The following is an 18211-nucleotide window of genomic DNA, read 5'->3' on the forward strand; positions in this document are numbered from 1 at the left end:
CATGCCAGACGAGACCGCACATGTAGATCAGTTTCTGCTCATCCATTCGGCGCGCGCCGATAATTGGCGAGAAATCACGACGCTGGCCGACGCCTGGGCCGCCAACCGCGGCGAACGGACAGCACTGGAGAGGGCGATTGCAGCTGTGGCGCCGGCGGAGGAGTACCACGCCTATCCGGGTGGGCGATTGCTGTCGGCGATGGCAGAACGCATCGCCACCAACGATGCCGGCGGGGCGGCAAAACTTGCGCGGCGCATCTCCAACGGACTGCTTACCCATTCCTACCGTGGGCGCCCAGGCGAGTGGGACGTCCACGACGAGATGTCGGCGACCGAAGTGGTCGATATCATGCCGCCCGGAACCGGTGAGCCCGGCGGTCGTCGGCCCTATTTCGAAGTCCTCTACGTCAACAGCCAGCCGGCCGCCCGATGGGATGCCTTCGCAGCGGAGATCCGCAGGCTGCGCCGGCCGGAGGATGGTTTCATCTACGAGCCTGTTCTGGTGGGCTCGTTCGAGGATGCCTTCTGCGCGGCCGCGCTGAACCCCGATATCATAGCCGTCGTTCTCGCCGAGGGATTTCCCTACCGCTCGCGCCACGACGCGCCGGTGCTTCGCTCGGTGCTCGATCCGCTTGGGGAGGCCGAGGGTCCGGATATGTCGGCGCTGCGCCTGGCGCGTGGCTTGAAGCAGATCCGGCCGGAACTCGACGTCTATCTTCTGTCTGACCGCCAGGTCGAAAAGATTGCCGGAGACCCGACGGCCGATGCCGTCAGGCGCGTGTTCTACGCGGTTGAGGAGCCGCTGGAACTGCACCTCGCCATCCTTGAAGGCGTGCAGGCGCGCTATGAGACCCCCTTCTTCGACAATCTGAAGAAATATGCGCGGCGGCCGATCGGCACATTCCATGCCCTGCCGATTGCGCGCGGCAAATCCGTCTTCAAGTCGGACTGGATCCGCGACATGGGGGAATTCTATGGTCTCAACCTGTTCCTGGCGGAAAGCAGTGCGACCACGGGGGGTCTCGACAGCCTGTTGGAGCCAACCGGCACCATCAAGCGCTCCCAGGAGCTGGCGGCCCGTGCCTTCGGCGCCGACCACGTCTTCTTCGTCACCAATGGTACGTCCACCTCCAACAAGATGGCCGTGCAGGCGCTTCTGGCGCCAGGCGACATCGCGGTGGTCGACCGCAATTGCCACAAGTCGCACCACTACGGCATGGTGCTGACAGGCGCACAACCCTATTACGTCGAAGCGTTCCCGATGACGGAGTATTCGATGTATGGCGCCGTGCCGCTTGCCACCATCAAGCGCGCGTTGCTGGCGCTGAGGGCGGAAGGCCGCCTCGACCGCTTGAAACTGCTCGACCTCACCAACTGCACGTTCGACGGCCATATGTACAATGTCCGGCGGGTGATGGAGGAGTGCCTTGCCATCAAGCCGGACCTCATCTTCCTCTGGGACGAAGCGTGGTCCGGATTTGCCCGGTTTTCCCCCTTCCTGCGTCCGCGCACGGCTATGGGGGCGGCGGCCGATATCGAGGACTGGCTGCGTGATCCGGCCTCGATCAGCGCCTATGAAAAGCAGCGCGCCGATCTCGGCAAGGATCCTTCGGACAAAGCCCTGCTCGCCGCACGTCTGATCCCCGATCCGCGTCTTGTCCGTCTGCGGGTCTACCAGACCAACTCCACGCACAAATCCATGTCTGCAATCCGGCAGGGCTCGATGCTGCTGGTCAAGGATGTCGATTTCCACACTGTCGAGGCGCAGTTCCACGAGGCGGTTTTCACCCATGCCTCGACCAGCCCGAACCAGCAGCTGATCGCCAGCCTCGACGTCGCGCGCCGGCAGATGGAGCTCGACGGTTACGGTCTGGTGATGAATGCGATCGAGATTGCGCTGAAGATCCGCCGCGCAATCAACGAGCATCCGCTGATCTCGAAATACTTCCACGTCCTTGGCGCTGATCAGATGATCCCGGCCGAATATCGGCAGTCAGGCTTCAAGGATTACCTGGCACCTGGTTCCACCTGGGCAACCGCCGTCAAGGCGATGAAGGAGGACGAGTTCTATCTCGATCCCACGCGCATGACGCTGGTGTGCGGCACGGCCGGTTTCGACGGAACGCAGTTCAAGGGGCTGCTGGCGAACGAGTACGATATCCAGCTGAACAAGACCTCGCGCAACAGCGTGCTGCTGCAGTCCAACATCAACAACACCCGCAGCGATATCGCGCATCTGATCCGTGTGCTGGTCGAGATCTGCCACGGTATCGAGAAGCGCCTGGCCGACGGCGGGGAAGAAGAGCGGACATCCTTCGCCGCGCGGGTCAAGTCGTTGATGACCGACGTGCCTGACCTTCCCAACTTCAGTCACTTCCACGAGGTGTACCGCAGCGATGCAGGCCGCACGACGCCGGAAGGCGATATGCGCGCCGCCTTCTTCCACGCCTATGACGCGTCCGTGTGCGAGTACGTGCCGCTTATCGGAGCCGAATGCGACAAGAGGCTGAAGCAGGGGCCGGAAATGGTCTCAGCCAACTTCGTCATTCCCTATCCGCCCGGGTTCCCGATCATGGTGCCGGGCCAGGTGCTGACGCAGGAGACGATCGACTTCATGCGCAAGCTCGATGTGAAGGAGATCCATGGTTACGAGAAGGCGCGCGGACTGAAGCTGGTGAAGCCCGACGCCGTCGCCGCCAAGGCGAAGCGTCCGTCAAAGGCAAAGTAGCGCCAGGATGCGGGTGGCGCTCGATCGCTTCGACGTGGTTATACGCATGGTGATGCCTGCGCTTCCTTGGGACTGGCGCACGTAGCTGATGCAGGAAGGCGGGGCGACCGAGGCGGCGTTCGTCGCGAAGGTTCGCTCCGTCGTCTCGGTTTTGCAGGAGCGTTGGCGGTGGGAGCGAACGCAACATAGCCTTTGATCTGGGCGAGGGGGGACCAGTCTGGACATGATTTGGGTCGAGCAATTTCTGATCAAATATCCCGAGCTTGCGGTATTCCTTGCGATCAGCATCGGATATCTGATCGGTGGCCTCAAGGTCGGTGGCTTCAGCCTCGGGCCGGTGACCGGCTCACTGTTTGCGGGCATCCTGATCGGACAGTTCGCCGATGTCCCGATTGCCGGCATGGCGAAATCGTTCCTGTTCCTCCTGTTCCTCTTCGGCATCGGCTACTCGGTCGGGCCACAATTCCTGCAGGCATTGAAGCGGGACGGCATGAAACCCGTCCTGCTTGCCGTCGTCGTTTGTGTCACCGGCCTGCTCACGGCTGTCGTCGTTGCCAAATTCCTGGGCCTGGATCCGGGCTTTGCAGCAGGCCTCCTGTCCGGTTCCCTGACCGAAAGCCCGGCGATGGGTACCGCAACGGAAGCGATCAATGCCCTGCCGCTGGCCGAGGCGGATCGCACGCGGTTCGTGGCGCACATCGCCGTGGCTGACGCTGTCTGCTACGTCTTCGGTGCGGTTGGCGTCATTCTTTTCTGCAGCGTCATAGGCCCCCGGCTGCTTGGCATCGATCTCGTTGCCGAGGCGCTGAAGCTGGAGAAGGAGTATGGCATTACCCGCAAGGCGGCTGGTGTCTCGTCCGCCTGGCACAGGTTCGAGATTCGCGCTTATCAGATCGCGGATGGCGCACCGGTTGCCGGGCAGTCGATCGCCACCGCCGAGGCGGCATTTCCCGAACACAGGCTTTTCATTCAGCGCCTGCGCCGGGGCGGCACGATCATCGAGGCGGCCCCGGATGTGGTGATCAAGCCCGGTGACATTGTGGCTGTCTCCGGGACGAGAGAGGCACTGGTCAGTGTGCTTGGGCCGCGCGCCGAAGAGATCGAAGATCGTGAACTGCTCGATGTCCCGGTATCGATCTGCGACGTGCTGCTGACAAGCCCCGACCTCAAGGGGCGAAGCATCGCCGATCTCGCCAAGGAGAGCTGGACCCGCAGCCTTTATCTGCGCTCCCTCACGCGTGGGGGCCAGGATATTCCCATTGCGCCGGGGATCACGGTCGAACGCGGCGATATCCTGCGCCTGGTAGGACCGGAGGCCGTAGTGTCGAGCTCCGTCGAGCGCGTTGGCGTCGTGGTCGCCCCGCCGGCGGCGACAGACTTCCTGGTCCTCGGTCTTGCGATTTTCCTTGGCGGGCTCGTCGGCGTTCTCGTCACGTTTCCCATTGGTGACATGCGGATTTCGCTGAGCACCAGCGTGGGCACGCTGCTCGCCGGTTTGGTCGTGGGTCACCTGCGCACCCGCTTCCCGCTCTTTGGCCGGATACCGGACGCCGCGGTCTCGCTCATGACGTCGCTTGGTCTTGCCGCCTTCGTTGCGATGACCGGGCTTCATGCCGGACCTGTGTTTGCCTCGGCAATCGCCGAGGCGGGCATCGGGCTTCTGTTCGGCGGCATGATCGTCACCATGGCTCCAATGATCGTGGGCCTTTACTTCGGGCGCTACGTGCTTGGGATGAACCCGATCCTGCTGCTGGGCGGGCTCGCGGGGGCGCAGACGATGACAGCCGGGATGGCGGCCGTTCAGGACAGATCCGGCAGCACCGTTGCAGTCCTTGGCTACACGCCTGCGGTCCCTATCGGCCATATCCTGCTCACGACGTGGGGAACTGTGATCGTCGGTATTGTTGCGTGATGAAAAACCGCAGGCTCAATCGATCGGGGCAACACTTCTGCACGGCTAGATTTCGCAACAGACTTAAACAGTAAAAAGGAAAATACTGGCTGCGAATCGACAATGCTACCCACCAATGATCTGAAAGGTGCCTTTGATGCGACAGACCTTATACATTGTTCCGCCCGCACTTCTCATCGTTGCACTGACAACCGCGGGGACCGTGGCGGCGCAAGAGCCGGCAAAGCCGGCAGCGCAGCCCACGGAGACCAGCAAGGCGCCGGAACATTGGATCCCCAAGCTGCGGCTGGGCGACGACAATGCCTACTTCGAATTCTACGGCCAGATCAACAAGGGCCTGCTGATCTACGATGACGGCGGACAAACGAATAATTATTTTCCGGTCGACAACGGCAACTCGTCCTCGCGCGCGGGATTCCGGATCTACAGCCTCATGGAAAAGGGCTGGTCATTCGGTGCCAATCTCGAATGGGAATGGAACCCCTACTCGACAACCAACGTGAACCAGCTGAACGAGGATCACTTCGATTGGGGAACCGACCTGCTGCGCAAGGCGGAAATTTACCTCGACTCGAAGGACTACGGCAAATTCTGGTTTGGTCAGGGCAGCATGGCGTCGGATGCGACCGCCGAGGTCGATCTGTCCGGGACCACCGTGGTCGGTTATTCGCTTGTCTCGGATATGGCCGGTGGGCCGTTCTTCCGCAACGATGACGGCACGCTCTCGACGGTCCACGTCAAGGATGCGTTCACCAACTTTGACGGCCTCAGCCGCAAGCTGCGCGTCCGCTACGACACCCCTTCGTTTGGTGGCTTCAGCTTTGCGACGTCTGTCGGCACGCAGGTCGTGCCGGAAACAACCGACGTCACGGTGTGGGATATGGCAGTTCGATACGATGAGACCTACGATGCCTTCAAGGTCGGTGCTGCAATTGCCTTTTCCAGGCCGGGGGACGGCAACTCGATCTACGACGCGTCCGTTTCCGTCCTGCATCTGGATACCGGTCTCAGCCTCACCCTTGCGGCGGCCCTTTCCGACAAGGAAACGGTCGATGGGCACTATGGCTATGTGAAGGTCGGTTATCAGGCTGATATTTTCGAGGTCGGCAAGACGGCGTTTTCGGTTGATGCCTATTTCGGCAAGGACATTGCGGGACGGGGTAGCAAGAGCGATTCCTACGGGGCGCAGGTGGTCCAGAACCTCGACTATCTGCAGACCGAACTCTACCTCGGTGCCCGGACGTACTCCCTGGAGCAGGAGACTGCAAATCTCCAGGATAGCTTCGCTGTTCTTGGAGGAGCCAGGATCAAGTTCTGAAGCCATGCCGGCGGCAGCTGCCGGCCATGCCGCCCGCTCATCGCGCATTCGTTCGTTTCGACTTCTTAGGTGGGCGATGGGCGCGAGCGCGCCGATCGGCACGTTCGATCTTTACGCCGTGGAAGGGGGAACGGCGGCGATGTGCGTTCGTGCGGTCGGGCGCGGTTATTTGGACACGTTCAACGCGCTGAAGGAAAAGTGACACGGGAAGAGTTCGAATATCCGATCCCTTATGGGGAGGCCGAAGAGATGCTTACGCATGCTTTGGGCGTGATCGAGAAAACGCGATACGAAATTGAGTTCCAAGGCGCATACTGGGAAATCGACGTCATTACCGGCGCATATCTCGGGCTGGTGACGGCGGAAATCGAGCTTGCGGACCCCGACGATGAGCCTTCGATGCCGCCTTGGCTCGGGCCGGAGATAACCGGGAACCCGCTTTGTTCGAACCGCGGTCTGGCCCTTGAAGCGGGCCGACCGGGCTGAGGCTTCGCAAGGCAGGGTGAGGCGGCATAGCCGTGTCGGTCCTTCGATGATCCCGAAGGTTGAATTTCGTCTCAAGTCAGGAAATGGAGCCAAAAACATGGAAAAGAAAGAGATCGATCCCAACGCGGCGCCGATCAGTGCCAAGGATCTGCGCATGCAGATGCTGCAACGCGAAATGGATGAAATGGACAAGGAACGCAAGCTGCGGTCAATTGAGGAGCAGAAGCTCTCCAAGTTCACCGACGAGTTCCTTCATGATCACGTAACGCCTGAGGAAATCGCTGTCGTGCGTCGGCTGGTCACAAATGCCGTGCGTGACGGAAAGTTGGAGGCGCTGGTCTACAGTTTCCCTTCGGACCTCTGCTCGGATCGTGGTCGTGCCATCAATAGCGCTGACAAGGACTGGCCCCAAACGCTTCAAGGCAAGGCCAAGGAATTCTTCGAGCGCTACCAGCAGTTCGGCAAACCTCAGGGCTATAAATTGAAGGCGATGATCATCAACTTCCCAGGCGGGGTCCCTGGAGATGTTGGATTTTTCCTGAACTGGGCGCCCGACGATATCAAATAGCCAGCCAGGCGGAGGACAGCGAAGCGGCGGTGCGCACTGCCGCTTAGACGCAATCCTGTCTGTCGCACCCTGACACTTATCGGGATAGCGGGCGGTCGCGAGAAAACGCGTGATAGCAATCTTCGATGCTCTCGAAGATCATCGGCCTGCCGATTTCCTCGACCAGGCCCGATCGCTCAAGCATCTCCAGGGCATCGGTGTGCAGCTCGGCAAGACCGAGCGCAATTCCGCGGTCGGCCATATAGGCTCGGACCTCTTGCAGCATGATCGCTGCGCTACTGTCGATCTGCGGAATCGCGCTCGCGTCGATCACGAACCAGCGGGTATCCTCGGGCAGATCGTCCACAAGAGCGCGCAGCTTTTCGGCGATGTAGTCGGTATTGAAGAAGAGCAGGCTGCCCTGGATCATGCAGACTGTCAGTCCCTCGACGGCGAGCGCGTCGGGAGCGCGGTGAAGCTTGAAAAAACCGTCGCGGCCCGGGATCCGCCCAAGGATCGCGTATCGCGGAAACATGCTTTTCTGCAAGAGATAGACCAAGGTTGCCGCGATCGCGATGACAACACCGTTGAGCACGCCGAGGCCGATCGGCCCCCACATCGCGATGAGAGCGAAAGCGAACTCCATTCTGCTGATGCGCCACGTTTGTTTGAGAGCATCTATGTCGATGAGGCTGAGCGCCGTTGCGGCAAGAATGGCTCCGAGCGCCGGGATCGGTAGGATCCGCAGCGAGTCGCCGAGAAAGACAATGGTAGCCAACAGGCCCGCGGCCGCAACGAGGCCGGCAATCTGGGATTTGCCTCCCACCAGCAAGTTCACGGCAGTTCGCGAGTCCGAAGCAGTGACGGGAAATGCACCAAACAGGCCGGCCGCAATGTTCGCCGCGCCGAACCCGGACAGTTCACGATTGGGATCGACGCGCTCACCCGTCTGCGCCGAAAAGCTTCTGGCGGCAATGATCCCGGATCCGAAGCTGACAAGGAAGATCGCCGCTGCGCCGAGCAGCAGCGGCTGCAAGGAAATTCCGGCCAAGGACGGGATGGCAAGCGGCGGCATACTGCCGGGTATGTCGCCGACGACGGCAATGCCGAGCGCCTCGAAGTCGAACATCGCCGAGAGTGCGGTGGCAAGCACGACGACGATGATCGGGCCTGGGATCGGCGATCGGAATATGCGTGCGGCCTGCAATAGGGCGAAGGCCGAGACGGCAAGTGCAAGAGACGGCAGATGGATGGCGTCGAGTTTGCCGAGCAGTTCGAAGATGGGTCCGATCAGGCCGTCCGATCCGATCTTCAAACCCGTCACGCGCCCGATCTGACTGACCAGGATGGAAAGCGATATCCCCGCGAAAAAGCCGGTGAGGATCGGCCGCGACAGAAAAGTGGCGAGAATGCCGAGCCGTGCCAGACGCGCTGCAAGACAAAGCCCGCCGACGATCATGGCCAGCAGGGCCGCGACGGTCGTCCTGCTTGCCGTGAGGCCAGGATCGGCAAAGAGCGTCGTGAGCACGGCAGCGAGCACCGTCATCGTCCCTGCGTCCGGGCCGACGATCAGTTTGCGAGACGGCCCGAAAAGGGCGTAAGCCACGAGAGGTGCGATGCTGGCATAGAGGCCCGTTTCCGCGGGCAAACCCGCCAGAGCCGGATAGGCGATGGCACTTGGCAGGCCGACCGCCGCGATCGCAAGGCCGGCGGACACATCGCTCTTGAGCCACGCGGCCCTATAGCCTGAGAGACCGGAAATCAGGGGTATGTAGGAAGCGACGGAGGACATGTCTCAGAATACTCGCTTCGCAGTTCGAGGCATTGATCGCAGTCAATCCGTACCAGGGAGATCTCGACACAATTCGACCCACACGAACGCTGACTGGCGCGGCGTTGAGGTAGGCTCTCGTATTATACTAGGGCGAATTCCCCGGTCGTGTAGGATAGGCCACACATGATCACTGCACATCTGGACGCAGCTGGCTGTTGTCCCTTGCACGGAGTGGAGAGGCGGCATGAATGATCGACCGACTGAGGACGGCGATGGGCGGGCGCCGGGATCGGACGGCATGTCGATAGAGGCCCGCGTCACCATCTTTGCCCGGTTGGCTGTTGTCGGTCTTTTCGCCTATCTATCCCTGACCTTGATAGCGCCGTTTGCCATCATCATTCTGTGGGCGGCCGTCTTGGCGGTCGCACTTAATCCCGCCTATCAACGGATATGCAGATGGCTTGGCAACAGGCGAAAGCTTGCTGCGTTCGTTCTGACCCTTGCTTGCCTGGTGTTGATCGTCGGACCGCTTGCAGGGATTGCTGTCAGCTTCGTCGAGCTTTCCCACACCCTATTGACGCGATTGTCTGCCGGCACTTCGTTTGTTCCCGTTCCGCCGGAGGCTGTAAAGAACTGGCCTGTCGTGGGTGAACGTGTCTACGAAGCATGGCTGTTGGCTGCCAGCAACATCAAGGCCGCCCTGATCCGGTTCGAGCCATACCTGCTCCAAGCCGGCACCTCGTTTCTGGCAAAACTGGCGCGCTTTGGAGCAGACCTTGTTGGCTTCGTCTTTTCCGTTCTTGTCGCTGGGTTTCTTTTCGGATCTGCCCAGCGACTGTCGGAACATTTCCAGACGTTTGCAGATCGCATTGGTGGTGAGCGCGGTATCGGCTTCGTCCGGCTTGCCGCCGCGACCATTCGCAACGTTGCGCGTGGCGTCCTCGGGATTGCGTTGCTGCAGGCCATCCTTTGCGCGCTCGTTCTCGGTCTTTTTGGGGTGCCGGCACCAGGTGCGATCGCGTTTGCGGTTCTGGTGGCCTGCATCGTTCAGATCGGGCCACTGCTCGTCATACTGCCGGTGGTGATCTGGGCGTTCTGGCATTTTACCTTCGGCACCGCGATTGCCCTGACCCTGGCGTTGCTGCCTCTCGTCATCATCGACAATGTCATGAAACCGATCCTCGTGGCGAAGGGGCTGTCGACACCCACGCTCGTCATCTTGCTGGGGGTCGTCGGCGGCACGATTTCCTATGGTTTGATCGGCCTTTTCCTCGGTCCTATCGTCCTCAGTGTCTTCTACGACTTGCTGATCGTCTGGGTGCGTGCCGATCGCCCCAGATGACCCGGGACGACCGCACTGAACGGGTGCGGTCGCAGCCTTGTCAGAAAACGTCTGGAACCAAGTTTCTCGGAACGTTCGGCTCCACATAGTCGTCAGGGCGCTTCTGCCTCTTGCCGAGAGCCGGCGCCTGATATTTCACGCGCTCGTAAGGTATGGATTTGAGAAGGTGGCTGATGCAGTTGATCCTCGCCCTTTTCTTGTCGTCCGATGGCACGATCCACCAGGGCGCGTGCTGACTGTCGGTTATTCGGATCATCTCGTCGTAGGCACGCGTGTAGTCCCACCACCGACGATAGGATTCGAGATCCATCGGGCTCAGCTTCCATTGGCGCAGCGGGTCATCAATGCGCTGGCGGAACCGTCGCTCCTGTTCGTCCTCGCTGACAGTCAGGAAATACTTTAGAAGCGTGACGCCGCTTTCAACGATGGCAGCCTCGAACCGGGGAGTAAGTTCAAGAAAGCGTCGCGCCTGCTTGTCCGAACAATAGCCCATGACGCGCTCGACGCCGGGGCGGTTGTACCAGCTACGGTCGAAAATGACGATTTCGCCGGCTGCCGGCATATGAGCGATATAGCGCTGCATGTACATCTGTGACTTTTCGCGGTCGGTCGGCGCCGGCAGGGCAACGACCCGGAAAACGCGCGGACTGACACGTTCGGTTATGCGCTTGATGGTCCCGCCCTTTCCGGCTGCATCGCGGCCCTCGAAGATGATGACGATCCGGGCACCCGCCTTCTTCACCCAAGCCTGAAGGTGCGCGAGCTCCACTTGAAGGCGGGCCATCTCCTTTTCATATCGCTTGCGCCCGTCCTTCCGTCCCTTGTTCTTCTTCGTTCCTTTTGCCGCTGATTCCAGCAGGGCTTCGTCGTCCTCAGATCTGTCCATGACTTCCCACTCCTTTAGTCAGGCAAAGAAACGATGAAATACACTGCGAACAAACTCTGCATCCGAGGCGCGCGGACACGTCAGGGCGTACGGCGCTCAAAGTCCCCGCTCAAACAGGTGTGGCTCCCGCCACTCAGCGAGCGACATGATAACCATCGGCCATCTCTTCGTTGTCAGGCGGTTTCGATAATAACGCCAATCCGCCTTTCTTTCGTTGATCGCAATCAAACGGAAATGGCTTCTTTCGCTGGCGCAAGGTGGCGCGAGGTAAGGAACAGGGGACACTTGGTATGTTCGCGTATCTTACGCCTCACGGGACTGCGGCTGTACTATCATCGCCAACGAGACAATCGATTAAACCGAAGAAACCTCTGGCTGCCAGAAAGGCAGTTGCGATGTGAAATTTTCGAAGCGGCATTTCGAGATCACACCCAACCGTGTTGAGGTCACATGACTACCGGAATTGCAATTACCAGGCGAACAGACCAGCAGCAGGCATCTCGAATCGCGATATTCGCCAACGGCCAGACCATCTACGCAGACGGAGAGAAGTGCGATTGGGCCTACCGCATCGCATTCGGTGCGGTGAGCCTCTATAGGGTGCTTGCCTGCGGCAGGCGACAGATTGTTTCCTTCCACCTTGCGGGCGAGTGGTTCGGAATTGAACAGGGGCGTCGGCGGCAGTTCACCGCGGAGGCCATAGGACCGACAGGGATCCTGTGTGCAAATCTCGCGGCAGATCAGTGCCCGGCCTTGTTGCCCGCCGTGCTGGACGCTCTGTGGTCCGCTCGAGAACATCAGCTGGTCATAAGTCGACAGAGTTCGCATGAGAGGGTTGCTGCGTTTCTCCTGGAAATATCAGAGCGCACGCAGGACAAGCGCAGGTTCGATCTGCCGATGCCGCGGGCTGATATCGCCGACTACCTTGGTTTGACGATTGAATCCGTGTCCCGGGCAGTCACGAGATTGAAGTGCAGCAATGCGATCAGGCTGGTTGGCCCAAGGGGGATCGAGATCCTCGATAGGGACCGATTGAGATCGTTCTGCGACTAAAGCGCGTCGCGATCTTTCAGATTCGCTTGGCGCGCTTTAAGCTCTTGTCTTTGCGTATGTCGTTATCGCAAAACCGCGGCACATTTTGCGCGACCTACTTTAGGCTGCCGATGATGCATCGCGCGTCGTTCGCGGACCAACTGTTTATCGGAGCCACTGGTGGACCCCAACGTCACAACCGTCGTCGAGGCGATCGAAACAGCGCTGACACCGGTGTTCCTGCTTGCGGGCACGGGCGGGTTTCTCAATGTTTTCGTCGCGCGACTGGCTCGCATCTCCGATCGTGTGAACGAAGTCGTCGACATCGTTGCAAGTCGCGAGGGGGAAATCCGTTCACGACAGATCCAGTTGGCCCATCTGCGGCGACGTACCTTGGCCTTGGAAATTGCAGTTATTCTCGCGTCATTGTCCGGTGTTTGCACGTGTATTTCAGTGATAGGATTGCTGGCGGGTGCCATTCGCGAGCACGTCCGCGACCAGTTGCTGTTCTGGTTTTTCGGCGCGGCTGTGGCGGGTCTCATCGGCGCACTGCTCGCCTTCCTGTTTGAAATGCTTGTCGCCGGATACAGCATGATTCGGCAAATGGCCGGCCGCGATGTCTACCACTCTCCACCGAACCGCCAGCACACGCCGGATTGAGCACGCGCCAGGCATCGATCGTTAACGCCTCCGGAGCGGCTAGGTCAGAAACTGCTTCAATTCGTCGGCGAGGCTGACGATCAGTTCTTCGAACTCGCGGCGGCGCTCTTCGCGAACATCCGCCTCGAACGTATCGATCTTTTCCAAAGCTCCCTCGGCCAGCGCCAAATCTTCGCAAAGCCCCCTGAAGCTTTCGCTGCCCAACATGAGTTGTCTGATCCTGAGCGGCTTGTCCGGGAAACGCCTCAAAGCCGCTTGCAGGCCGTCATTGTTCAGGCCGCCCCTGGATTGCGTTTCCATGGCCCCCTCCAGAACCGAGAGCTTTCGCGTTACTGCCATATTACGGTGGAGCTTTGAGTTTGAAAGGTATGTTACGCGACGATACATCAGGTACACGCCAAGCCATGCCCGGCTCCCCGTCGGAAGGGTGACGCCATTTTCAGGTCAGGTCTCGACGATCCTACCTTGGGACAGGCGCTCGACCCGAATCCGCCTCCAGGTCCGCCGGGATCGAAACCCCTGCCTGCCGCAGACCTTCAAGGATATGGTTTTGGTCCTCGTGCCGTCTGATTCGAAGGGCGACTTCGTGTCTTATGTTCGTCAGGTAGGAAGGTGCGTGTGTCTCAAGCCACTGGCGCTCGTGAGCAGCTTCTTCCATTTTTCTCACCTTCCCGAGAATCGCCAAGAGGATCACATGGTAGATTGGATTGGCCTGCAGGTCGGCCATATGCACCCAGCGTTCGGCCGCGACATAGTCATCCTTCATGTAACGACACACGGCCATTGCCGCCTCGAAATATCCAACTGGTCCCGGGTTCAGCGACAGCGTCTTGGAAATCAGCACGCAGCCCTGATCCCATTGGCCAGATAGCGCCAGCCGGAAGCCGTATTCACCCACCAGTTCAGTATCGTTGGGGTTGAGCGCGGCCGCCCGGGCGCCGACGGCGAGTGCGGCGTCCAGGTGGCCGCGAAAGAACAGCACAAGCATTTGCGCCTGGAGGCCCCTCACATTCTGCGGATCGAGTTCGACCGCACGTGCGGCTGCTTGCGAGGCGAGATCCAGCGAGACGGTCGGGGTGCGGCTCGCGCGATACCTGAATCGCATTTCGTCCAGATATGTGAGCGACAGGAGCGCCCATGCGGTCGAGTAATTCGGGTAATGCCTTGTCGCCTGTTCAAGGCAACTCTGGACTGACTGGTGCGTCTGCGAATTCAGGTCACTGCGATAGCCGTAATAGGCGAGCGTGCAGGCATAGGCGTCCCAATTGTCCGGAGCCGAGTTGGTCAACTGCTTGGCATTGGCCTGGAACAGGATGCCGTATGGCTGCGCGATGGCCGTTGCGACCGATGCGGCCGCCTTTTCCTGGAGCCTGATGATCTTCTCAACCAACAAGCTTTCATCGTAGCTTTCGGCCCAAATGACGGCTCCGTCGGATTGGCGCAGTACCCGCACACTCAGCCTCAGTTGCTGGCCTTCTATCCGCACCCTCCCTTCCAGCGCAAAGGTGGATGGGGCATCTGTTGCCGCGCCATCAGGGCGTTCGCTGGCGATGACGGTGATTTCCTTGAACTTTGCGATGTTGCGAACGACCTCGTCCCCGAGACCGCGCGTAATCATCGCGGAGTTCCCGACCGCAGTCAGGTCTTCAAACGTTCCGACGACCAGCGTTGGTTGTATCGGTTGGGGCGCGTCGGCGCCCGCGCGCAGAGACCAAAGCGTTGCCATAGCGAAACCAGCAAGACACCCCAGCAACGCGGCGATGATCAAGTTGATCGTGGTGTGTTTGGAGACATGAGGTACTGCCGGGCTCTGGGCGGAGCGGGGAGCGGCGTTCGTCGAGTTCGCATTGGCGATTGCGTGCCGACTGAAGCTGGGCGCGTAGCCGCCTTTGGGTATGGTAATCAGCACCGGGTCCTCGATCCCGCAAACAAGGTAATAACGCTCAAGGGCGCGACGAACGCGCCCCGCCTCAATCCTTACGACCGGATCGAACTGCGCGTTGAACGATGTGTTCCGGCCAAATACCGTGGTTGCAATCGAATATGCCTTGATCCGTTCCGCTCGACCTGCCAGCGCCTCATGAACGACATATGCCAAGAAATTGCGCGCACGTTCGGGCACGCCGAATTCCGGGCTACGCCGGATACGGTCCAGTTGCTCCAAGATCTCGTCGCTTGTGGGGTCGAAGGTTCCCTCACCTTCAATCCCCTTTTCCACGTCCGCCATGTAGCCCCCAATGCCACAGAAGTCGGCTAGTACGTCGTGAAAGTTGTGCGCAGTCTACCTTTTGAAATCGTACTACCTGTCCGCGCGAACGTCTATTCGTAATACATAATACTTGCGGTGGTCGCGATGCGGACACGTTGCCTGACGAAGCTCGGCGTTTAGGATGGGGGCTTGCTGAAGGTCGATACGGACGCCGTCCCATACCCATATTCAACCTGTAGGTCACGAGGCGTGTTTCAAGGCGTCGCGTACGACATCTTCTGATCCTTGAAGAGCCGCTCTCGATATTTCTGAACCCGGTTCGAATCCTTCCCGCGTGCCGGCAATCGGCTATTCTCCTATGCAATCGAAGATGAGGTGGTTGTTCGGCAAATCCACAATCGCCCTGTCTCGATTAGATCGTCGCCGGCATCGTCAGCGATACGGAGTTGCCCGCAACCGTCTGTGTGTTTGTGCGTGTAACGGAGCGAGGCCGTGTCCGCGGGAAAATGCTCGTCAGGCGTCGTCAACATTGGTTGATGTTTCAGCCGCCGTCAACTAATGTTGACGGTATGATTGATCCCGACGCCTTTCAGCTCTCCGACGATCCAGCAGAAACGCTTGCCACCGTTGTCGCTCTCAGGCGGCTGGCAGATAGCCTGGAGCGCCAGGCCGTCGCATCGGCGTTGGGAAAGGGATGGTCATGGGCGAGGATTGCGCAAGGTCTCGGCATCTCCAAACAGGCCGCGCACAAGCGCTTGTCGGATCTCGTCACAGGCAACGAGTGATAGGATATCTCCATGTTTAGCCGTATCAAGCAGCGCTTCAACGACATGGGCACGATCAAGGCACTTTGCGAACGTGCCGAATATCATGCCTTGCAAGACCAGCAGAGCGAGCCGGGCGCCGAGCACTTTCTGTTGGCTGCTCTCGATCTTCCGGATGGCACGGCGCGCCGGGCATTTGCGCGGGTGGGGGCCGACGCGTCCGATCTGCCGCAAGCCATTGCGCGCCAATACGCCGAGGCGCTTCGTCCTCTGGGTCTCGATCCCCGGCTTTCCGAGCAGCTTGCGCAGGGGCAGGAACCGTTGCCGCGCAACGGTGGAACCTATGCGGCAGCGCCCTCGGGCGACCATGTCATGCAGGCATTGGCTGCCGACCGCGCAAGCCACCGACCGTTGCTCGGTGCCGATGTGGTGGCAAGGGTTGTGGATCTTCGTGAAGGCGTCGCCGCGCGCGCCCTGCGCATGATGGGCGTCGATCCCGATGCACTGAAAGCCGCAGCCGAGGCCGAAGGTGATGCCTTTCGCCAAGCTTCGAAACACTGATCCGACAGCCACGGATCTCGATGGCGGCAGCGCCGTTGCAGCCAGCATGCGGAAGGGGCTGGTGAGGTGGTCGTCGAGGTCGGCGGTAACCTCTGAGGAAAAAGCCGACCCGTCTTCACTGCCTCTCAGTGACACCAGCCCGCCCTGCTTGCCGAAGCGAGAAACGCGATCGATGGCAAGCCGGAAGGGCACAAGTGGAACACAGTGTCCCATAAGGTGGGGCAGCTGGCTGCGTCCCCTTGTGGGGCCGATGCCCACCTTTGCAATGGCGGCGCTGAATTACGAGGGAGGATACTTATCCATTGCGCTAAGTATTCGATCGTGATACTTAGCCTTATGGGACAGTATTCGGATCCGCTCGACGGAATTTTTCAGGCGCTGGCCGACCCGACGCGCCGTGCCGTGCTCGCAAGGCTCGGCAGCGGCCCGGCCAGCATCAGCGATCTGGCAGGGCCTTTCGACATGGCGCTGCCGTCGTTCATGAAACACATCCATTTTCTCGAAGGCAGCGGCCTGATCCGCACGGAGAAGCAGGGCCGGGTGCGCACCTGCACTATCGACAAGAACCGGTTCGCGGCCATCGAAGCGTGGATGTCGGCGCAGCGCCTCCTTTGGGAAGGGCGCACCGACCGGCTTGAGCACTTCGTGATGGCAGCGCAAAACAAGGAGAAATGACATGATCCGATCTCCTGATCCCGATCTCGACCTGACGATAGCGCGCGTGATCAAGGCGCCGCGTTCGGTGATCTGGAATGCCTGGACCGATCCCGCGCGCTTCGAGCAATGGTGGGTGCCGGCGCCGGCCAGATGCCGGGTGGTGGATATGGATCTTCGGCCGGGCGGCGCCTTCGTCACCCGGATCAGCGAAGGCGGCGGCGCATTCACCCCGCATCTGGATGCATGCTTCCTCGCAGTCGACGATCACGAGCGCATCGTCTTCACCAATTCGCTGGTCGCGGGATGGCGCCCCGCCGAGAACCCTTTCATGACGGCCATCATCACGCTCAAGGATCATGCAGACGGCACGGACTATGCCGCCCACGTCATGCACAGGAGCAATGCCGACCGGACCATGCACGAGGAAATGGGCTTTTACGACGGCTGGGGCACGGTGATCGGGCAGCTCGCCGGCCTCGTCGAGGGCAAGGTCCAATAGGGGAGGCGGGTATGCGCAAGATTGTCCTGCAGATGATGACGACGCTCAATGGACGCCTTGACGATCCGCTCGCCTGGATGGGCACCGTCGGTGAAGACCAGTACCGGGCGATCGATCGGCTCTATGCCACCTACGACACCGTGCTCGTCGGCCGCGTGACCTACGAAGAGATGGCAGCCTATTGGCCGGGTGCCCTTTCGGAAGACGTCGGAACCGAAACCAATCGCAAGATGGCGCGCCGGATGAACGACTATCGCAAGCTGGTCTTTTCGCGCTCGGGGTCCGAGATGCTGACCAAATGGAACAATGTCGATCAGGTTGTTGTCGCCGATGACGATGCGCTTGCCGCCTATCTCCTTCAGTTGAAGGCGCAGCCGGGCGGGGATATCCACCTCTCGGGCGGTGCGAGCCTGGCGCGGACTGTTATTGGCCTTGGTCTCGTCGACACCTTCCACTTCTTTGTCTACCCCGTTACGTCCCCGGGCGTCGCCTGGTTTTCCGGGCTTCCGCAACGCTATGATCTGCAACTGATGGGCACGGACACCTATGCGAACGGCGTGGTCGGGCTTCACTACGAACCGCTCCACGGGCAGAATGCGGAGCGGGCTGGCGGCTTTTCCGAGCTGCTCGCTTGACGCTGGCTCGCTCCTGCAGTTGGCCCTGCCTGGGCGAAACCCGCCCGCAGGGCACCTGATCCGGCGTGTCGCAAAAGCCTGATATCATTCGTGCGGTTTGCTACAGTCGATGACGCCGATATCCTTCAGCAACATGGCGGAAAGAGCAGCAAGGACGCAAAGCGAAGACACCCAGCGTCGTTGTCTCGGGGCGCATCTGGC

General features: G+C 60.3%; 18 protein-coding genes. 14 read left to right on the plus strand and 4 right to left on the minus strand.

Annotated elements, in window-relative coordinates:
- Nucleotide 1 precedes the first annotated feature (1 nt).
- From LPJGGPFB_RS02580 to LPJGGPFB_RS02605, 6 genes are all read left to right on the plus strand, one after another.
- The gene (locus LPJGGPFB_RS02580; protein WP_173418602.1) at nt 2-2728 is read left to right on the plus strand and encodes an aminotransferase class I/II-fold pyridoxal phosphate-dependent enzyme; all 2727 of its coding nucleotides are present in this window, start codon (nt 2-4) and stop codon (nt 2726-2728) included.
- Nucleotides 2729-2951: 223 nt separating this feature from the next.
- Complete coding sequence (gene aspT, locus LPJGGPFB_RS02585; RefSeq protein WP_173418603.1) at nt 2952-4640, plus strand: aspartate-alanine antiporter; 1689 nt, start codon at nt 2952-2954, stop codon at nt 4638-4640.
- Nucleotides 4641-4776: 136 nt separating this feature from the next.
- Nucleotides 4777-5958 carry a porin gene (locus LPJGGPFB_RS02590; protein WP_173418604.1) on the plus strand — a complete coding sequence of 394 codons (1182 nt, stop codon included), beginning with the start codon at nt 4777-4779 and terminating at the stop codon, nt 5956-5958.
- A gap of 4 nt (nt 5959-5962) precedes the next feature.
- Complete coding sequence (locus LPJGGPFB_RS02595) at nt 5963-6160, plus strand: hypothetical protein (protein WP_173418605.1); 198 nt, start codon at nt 5963-5965, stop codon at nt 6158-6160.
- A complete protein-coding gene (locus LPJGGPFB_RS02600) occupies nt 6157-6444 on the plus strand; it encodes a CYTH domain-containing protein (protein WP_173418606.1) in 288 nt (95 codons plus the stop codon). The genes LPJGGPFB_RS02595 and LPJGGPFB_RS02600 overlap by 4 nt, the downstream gene beginning before the upstream one ends.
- A 97-nt stretch (nt 6445-6541) precedes the next feature.
- The gene (locus tag LPJGGPFB_RS02605; protein ID WP_173418607.1) at nt 6542-7012 is read left to right on the plus strand and encodes a histidine kinase; all 471 of its coding nucleotides are present in this window, start codon (nt 6542-6544) and stop codon (nt 7010-7012) included.
- Nucleotides 7013-7088: 76 nt separating this feature from the next.
- On the opposite strand, the gene LPJGGPFB_RS02610 is transcribed toward LPJGGPFB_RS02605, so the two are convergent.
- Nucleotides 7089-8783 (minus strand): SulP family inorganic anion transporter, encoded by a 1695-nt coding sequence (locus tag LPJGGPFB_RS02610; RefSeq protein ID WP_173418608.1) that lies wholly within the window; start codon nt 8781-8783, stop codon nt 7089-7091.
- Between the two features lie 226 nt (nt 8784-9009).
- On the opposite strand from LPJGGPFB_RS02610, the gene LPJGGPFB_RS02615 reads away from it, so the two are divergent.
- On the plus strand, nt 9010-10107 hold the full coding sequence (locus tag LPJGGPFB_RS02615; RefSeq protein ID WP_173418609.1) for an AI-2E family transporter: 1098 nt from the start codon (nt 9010-9012) through the stop codon (nt 10105-10107).
- Nucleotides 10108-10147: 40 nt separating this feature from the next.
- Here LPJGGPFB_RS02615 and ppk2 read toward each other — a convergent pair whose 3' ends face one another.
- Nucleotides 10148-10993, minus strand: a complete 846-nt coding sequence (ppk2, locus tag LPJGGPFB_RS02620) for a polyphosphate kinase 2 (RefSeq protein ID WP_173418610.1) — start codon at nt 10991-10993, stop codon at nt 10148-10150.
- Nucleotides 10994-11443: 450 nt separating this feature from the next.
- Here ppk2 and LPJGGPFB_RS02625 point away from each other — a divergent pair, with 450 nt between their 5' ends.
- A complete protein-coding gene (locus tag LPJGGPFB_RS02625; RefSeq protein WP_173418611.1) occupies nt 11444-12046 on the plus strand; it encodes a helix-turn-helix domain-containing protein in 603 nt (200 codons plus the stop codon).
- Between the two features lie 159 nt (nt 12047-12205).
- Complete coding sequence (locus LPJGGPFB_RS02630; protein ID WP_345790937.1) at nt 12206-12685, plus strand: DUF2721 domain-containing protein; 480 nt, start codon at nt 12206-12208, stop codon at nt 12683-12685.
- A gap of 39 nt (nt 12686-12724) precedes the next feature.
- On the opposite strand, the gene LPJGGPFB_RS02635 is transcribed toward LPJGGPFB_RS02630, so the two are convergent.
- Entirely contained in the window at nt 12725-13072 is a 348-nt protein-coding gene (locus tag LPJGGPFB_RS02635) for a hypothetical protein (RefSeq protein WP_234902754.1), read from the minus strand.
- Nucleotides 13073-13145: 73 nt separating this feature from the next.
- Nucleotides 13146-14912, minus strand: a complete 1767-nt coding sequence (locus tag LPJGGPFB_RS02640; RefSeq protein ID WP_173418612.1) for a hypothetical protein — start codon at nt 14910-14912, stop codon at nt 13146-13148.
- 488 nt (nt 14913-15400) lie between these two features.
- Here LPJGGPFB_RS02640 and LPJGGPFB_RS02645 point away from each other — a divergent pair, with 488 nt between their 5' ends.
- The 5 genes from LPJGGPFB_RS02645 to LPJGGPFB_RS02665 all read left to right on the plus strand — a co-directional run bounded on the left by LPJGGPFB_RS02645 (nt 15401) and on the right by LPJGGPFB_RS02665 (nt 18010).
- Nucleotides 15401-15679, plus strand: coding sequence for a hypothetical protein (locus LPJGGPFB_RS02645; protein WP_210264339.1), 279 nt, complete (start codon nt 15401-15403; stop codon nt 15677-15679).
- A gap of 12 nt (nt 15680-15691) precedes the next feature.
- Nucleotides 15692-16219, plus strand: a complete 528-nt coding sequence (locus LPJGGPFB_RS02650; protein ID WP_173418613.1) for a Clp protease N-terminal domain-containing protein — start codon at nt 15692-15694, stop codon at nt 16217-16219.
- A 336-nt stretch (nt 16220-16555) separates the two neighbouring features.
- Nucleotides 16556-16894 carry an ArsR/SmtB family transcription factor gene (locus LPJGGPFB_RS02655; RefSeq protein WP_173420931.1) on the plus strand — a complete coding sequence of 113 codons (339 nt, stop codon included), beginning with the start codon at nt 16556-16558 and terminating at the stop codon, nt 16892-16894.
- Nucleotide 16895: 1 nt separating this feature from the next.
- Nucleotides 16896-17375, plus strand: coding sequence for an SRPBCC family protein (locus LPJGGPFB_RS02660; protein WP_173418614.1), 480 nt, complete (start codon nt 16896-16898; stop codon nt 17373-17375).
- A gap of 11 nt (nt 17376-17386) precedes the next feature.
- On the plus strand, nt 17387-18010 hold the full coding sequence (locus LPJGGPFB_RS02665) for a dihydrofolate reductase family protein (protein ID WP_173418615.1): 624 nt from the start codon (nt 17387-17389) through the stop codon (nt 18008-18010).
- Nucleotides 18011-18211 lie beyond the last annotated feature (201 nt).

It is taken from the genome of Ensifer adhaerens (genome assembly GCF_013283195.1).
Taxonomy (GTDB): domain Bacteria; phylum Pseudomonadota; class Alphaproteobacteria; order Rhizobiales; family Rhizobiaceae; genus Ensifer; species Ensifer adhaerens_G.

Bases quoted from the DNA above. Each gene is read 5' to 3' on its own strand.
- LPJGGPFB_RS02605 (WP_173418607.1), top strand. From the start codon at position 6,542: ATGGAAAAGAAAGAGATCGATCCCAACGCGGCGCCGATCAGTGCCAAG.
- LPJGGPFB_RS02610 (WP_173418608.1), bottom strand. From the start codon at position 8,783: ATGTCCTCCGTCGCTTCCTACATACCCCTGATTTCCGGTCTCTCAGGC.
- aspT (WP_173418603.1), top strand. From the start codon at position 2,952: ATGATTTGGGTCGAGCAATTTCTGATCAAATATCCCGAGCTTGCGGTA.
- LPJGGPFB_RS02665 (WP_173418615.1), top strand. From the start codon at position 17,387: ATGCGCAAGATTGTCCTGCAGATGATGACGACGCTCAATGGACGCCTT.
- LPJGGPFB_RS02625 (WP_173418611.1), top strand. From the start codon at position 11,444: ATGACTACCGGAATTGCAATTACCAGGCGAACAGACCAGCAGCAGGCA.
- LPJGGPFB_RS02615 (WP_173418609.1), top strand. From the start codon at position 9,010: ATGAATGATCGACCGACTGAGGACGGCGATGGGCGGGCGCCGGGATCG.
- LPJGGPFB_RS02660 (WP_173418614.1), top strand. From the start codon at position 16,896: ATGATCCGATCTCCTGATCCCGATCTCGACCTGACGATAGCGCGCGTG.
- LPJGGPFB_RS02590 (WP_173418604.1), top strand. From the start codon at position 4,777: ATGCGACAGACCTTATACATTGTTCCGCCCGCACTTCTCATCGTTGCA.
- LPJGGPFB_RS02655 (WP_173420931.1), top strand. From the start codon at position 16,556: ATGGGACAGTATTCGGATCCGCTCGACGGAATTTTTCAGGCGCTGGCC.
- LPJGGPFB_RS02635 (WP_234902754.1), bottom strand. From the start codon at position 13,072: ATGTATCGTCGCGTAACATACCTTTCAAACTCAAAGCTCCACCGTAAT.
- LPJGGPFB_RS02645 (WP_210264339.1), top strand. From the start codon at position 15,401: ATGCTCGTCAGGCGTCGTCAACATTGGTTGATGTTTCAGCCGCCGTCA.
- ppk2 (WP_173418610.1), bottom strand. From the start codon at position 10,993: ATGGACAGATCTGAGGACGACGAAGCCCTGCTGGAATCAGCGGCAAAA.
- LPJGGPFB_RS02580 (WP_173418602.1), top strand. From the start codon at position 2: ATGCCAGACGAGACCGCACATGTAGATCAGTTTCTGCTCATCCATTCG.
- LPJGGPFB_RS02595 (WP_173418605.1), top strand. From the start codon at position 5,963: ATGCCGGCGGCAGCTGCCGGCCATGCCGCCCGCTCATCGCGCATTCGT.
- LPJGGPFB_RS02650 (WP_173418613.1), top strand. From the start codon at position 15,692: ATGTTTAGCCGTATCAAGCAGCGCTTCAACGACATGGGCACGATCAAG.
- LPJGGPFB_RS02640 (WP_173418612.1), bottom strand. From the start codon at position 14,912: ATGGCGGACGTGGAAAAGGGGATTGAAGGTGAGGGAACCTTCGACCCC.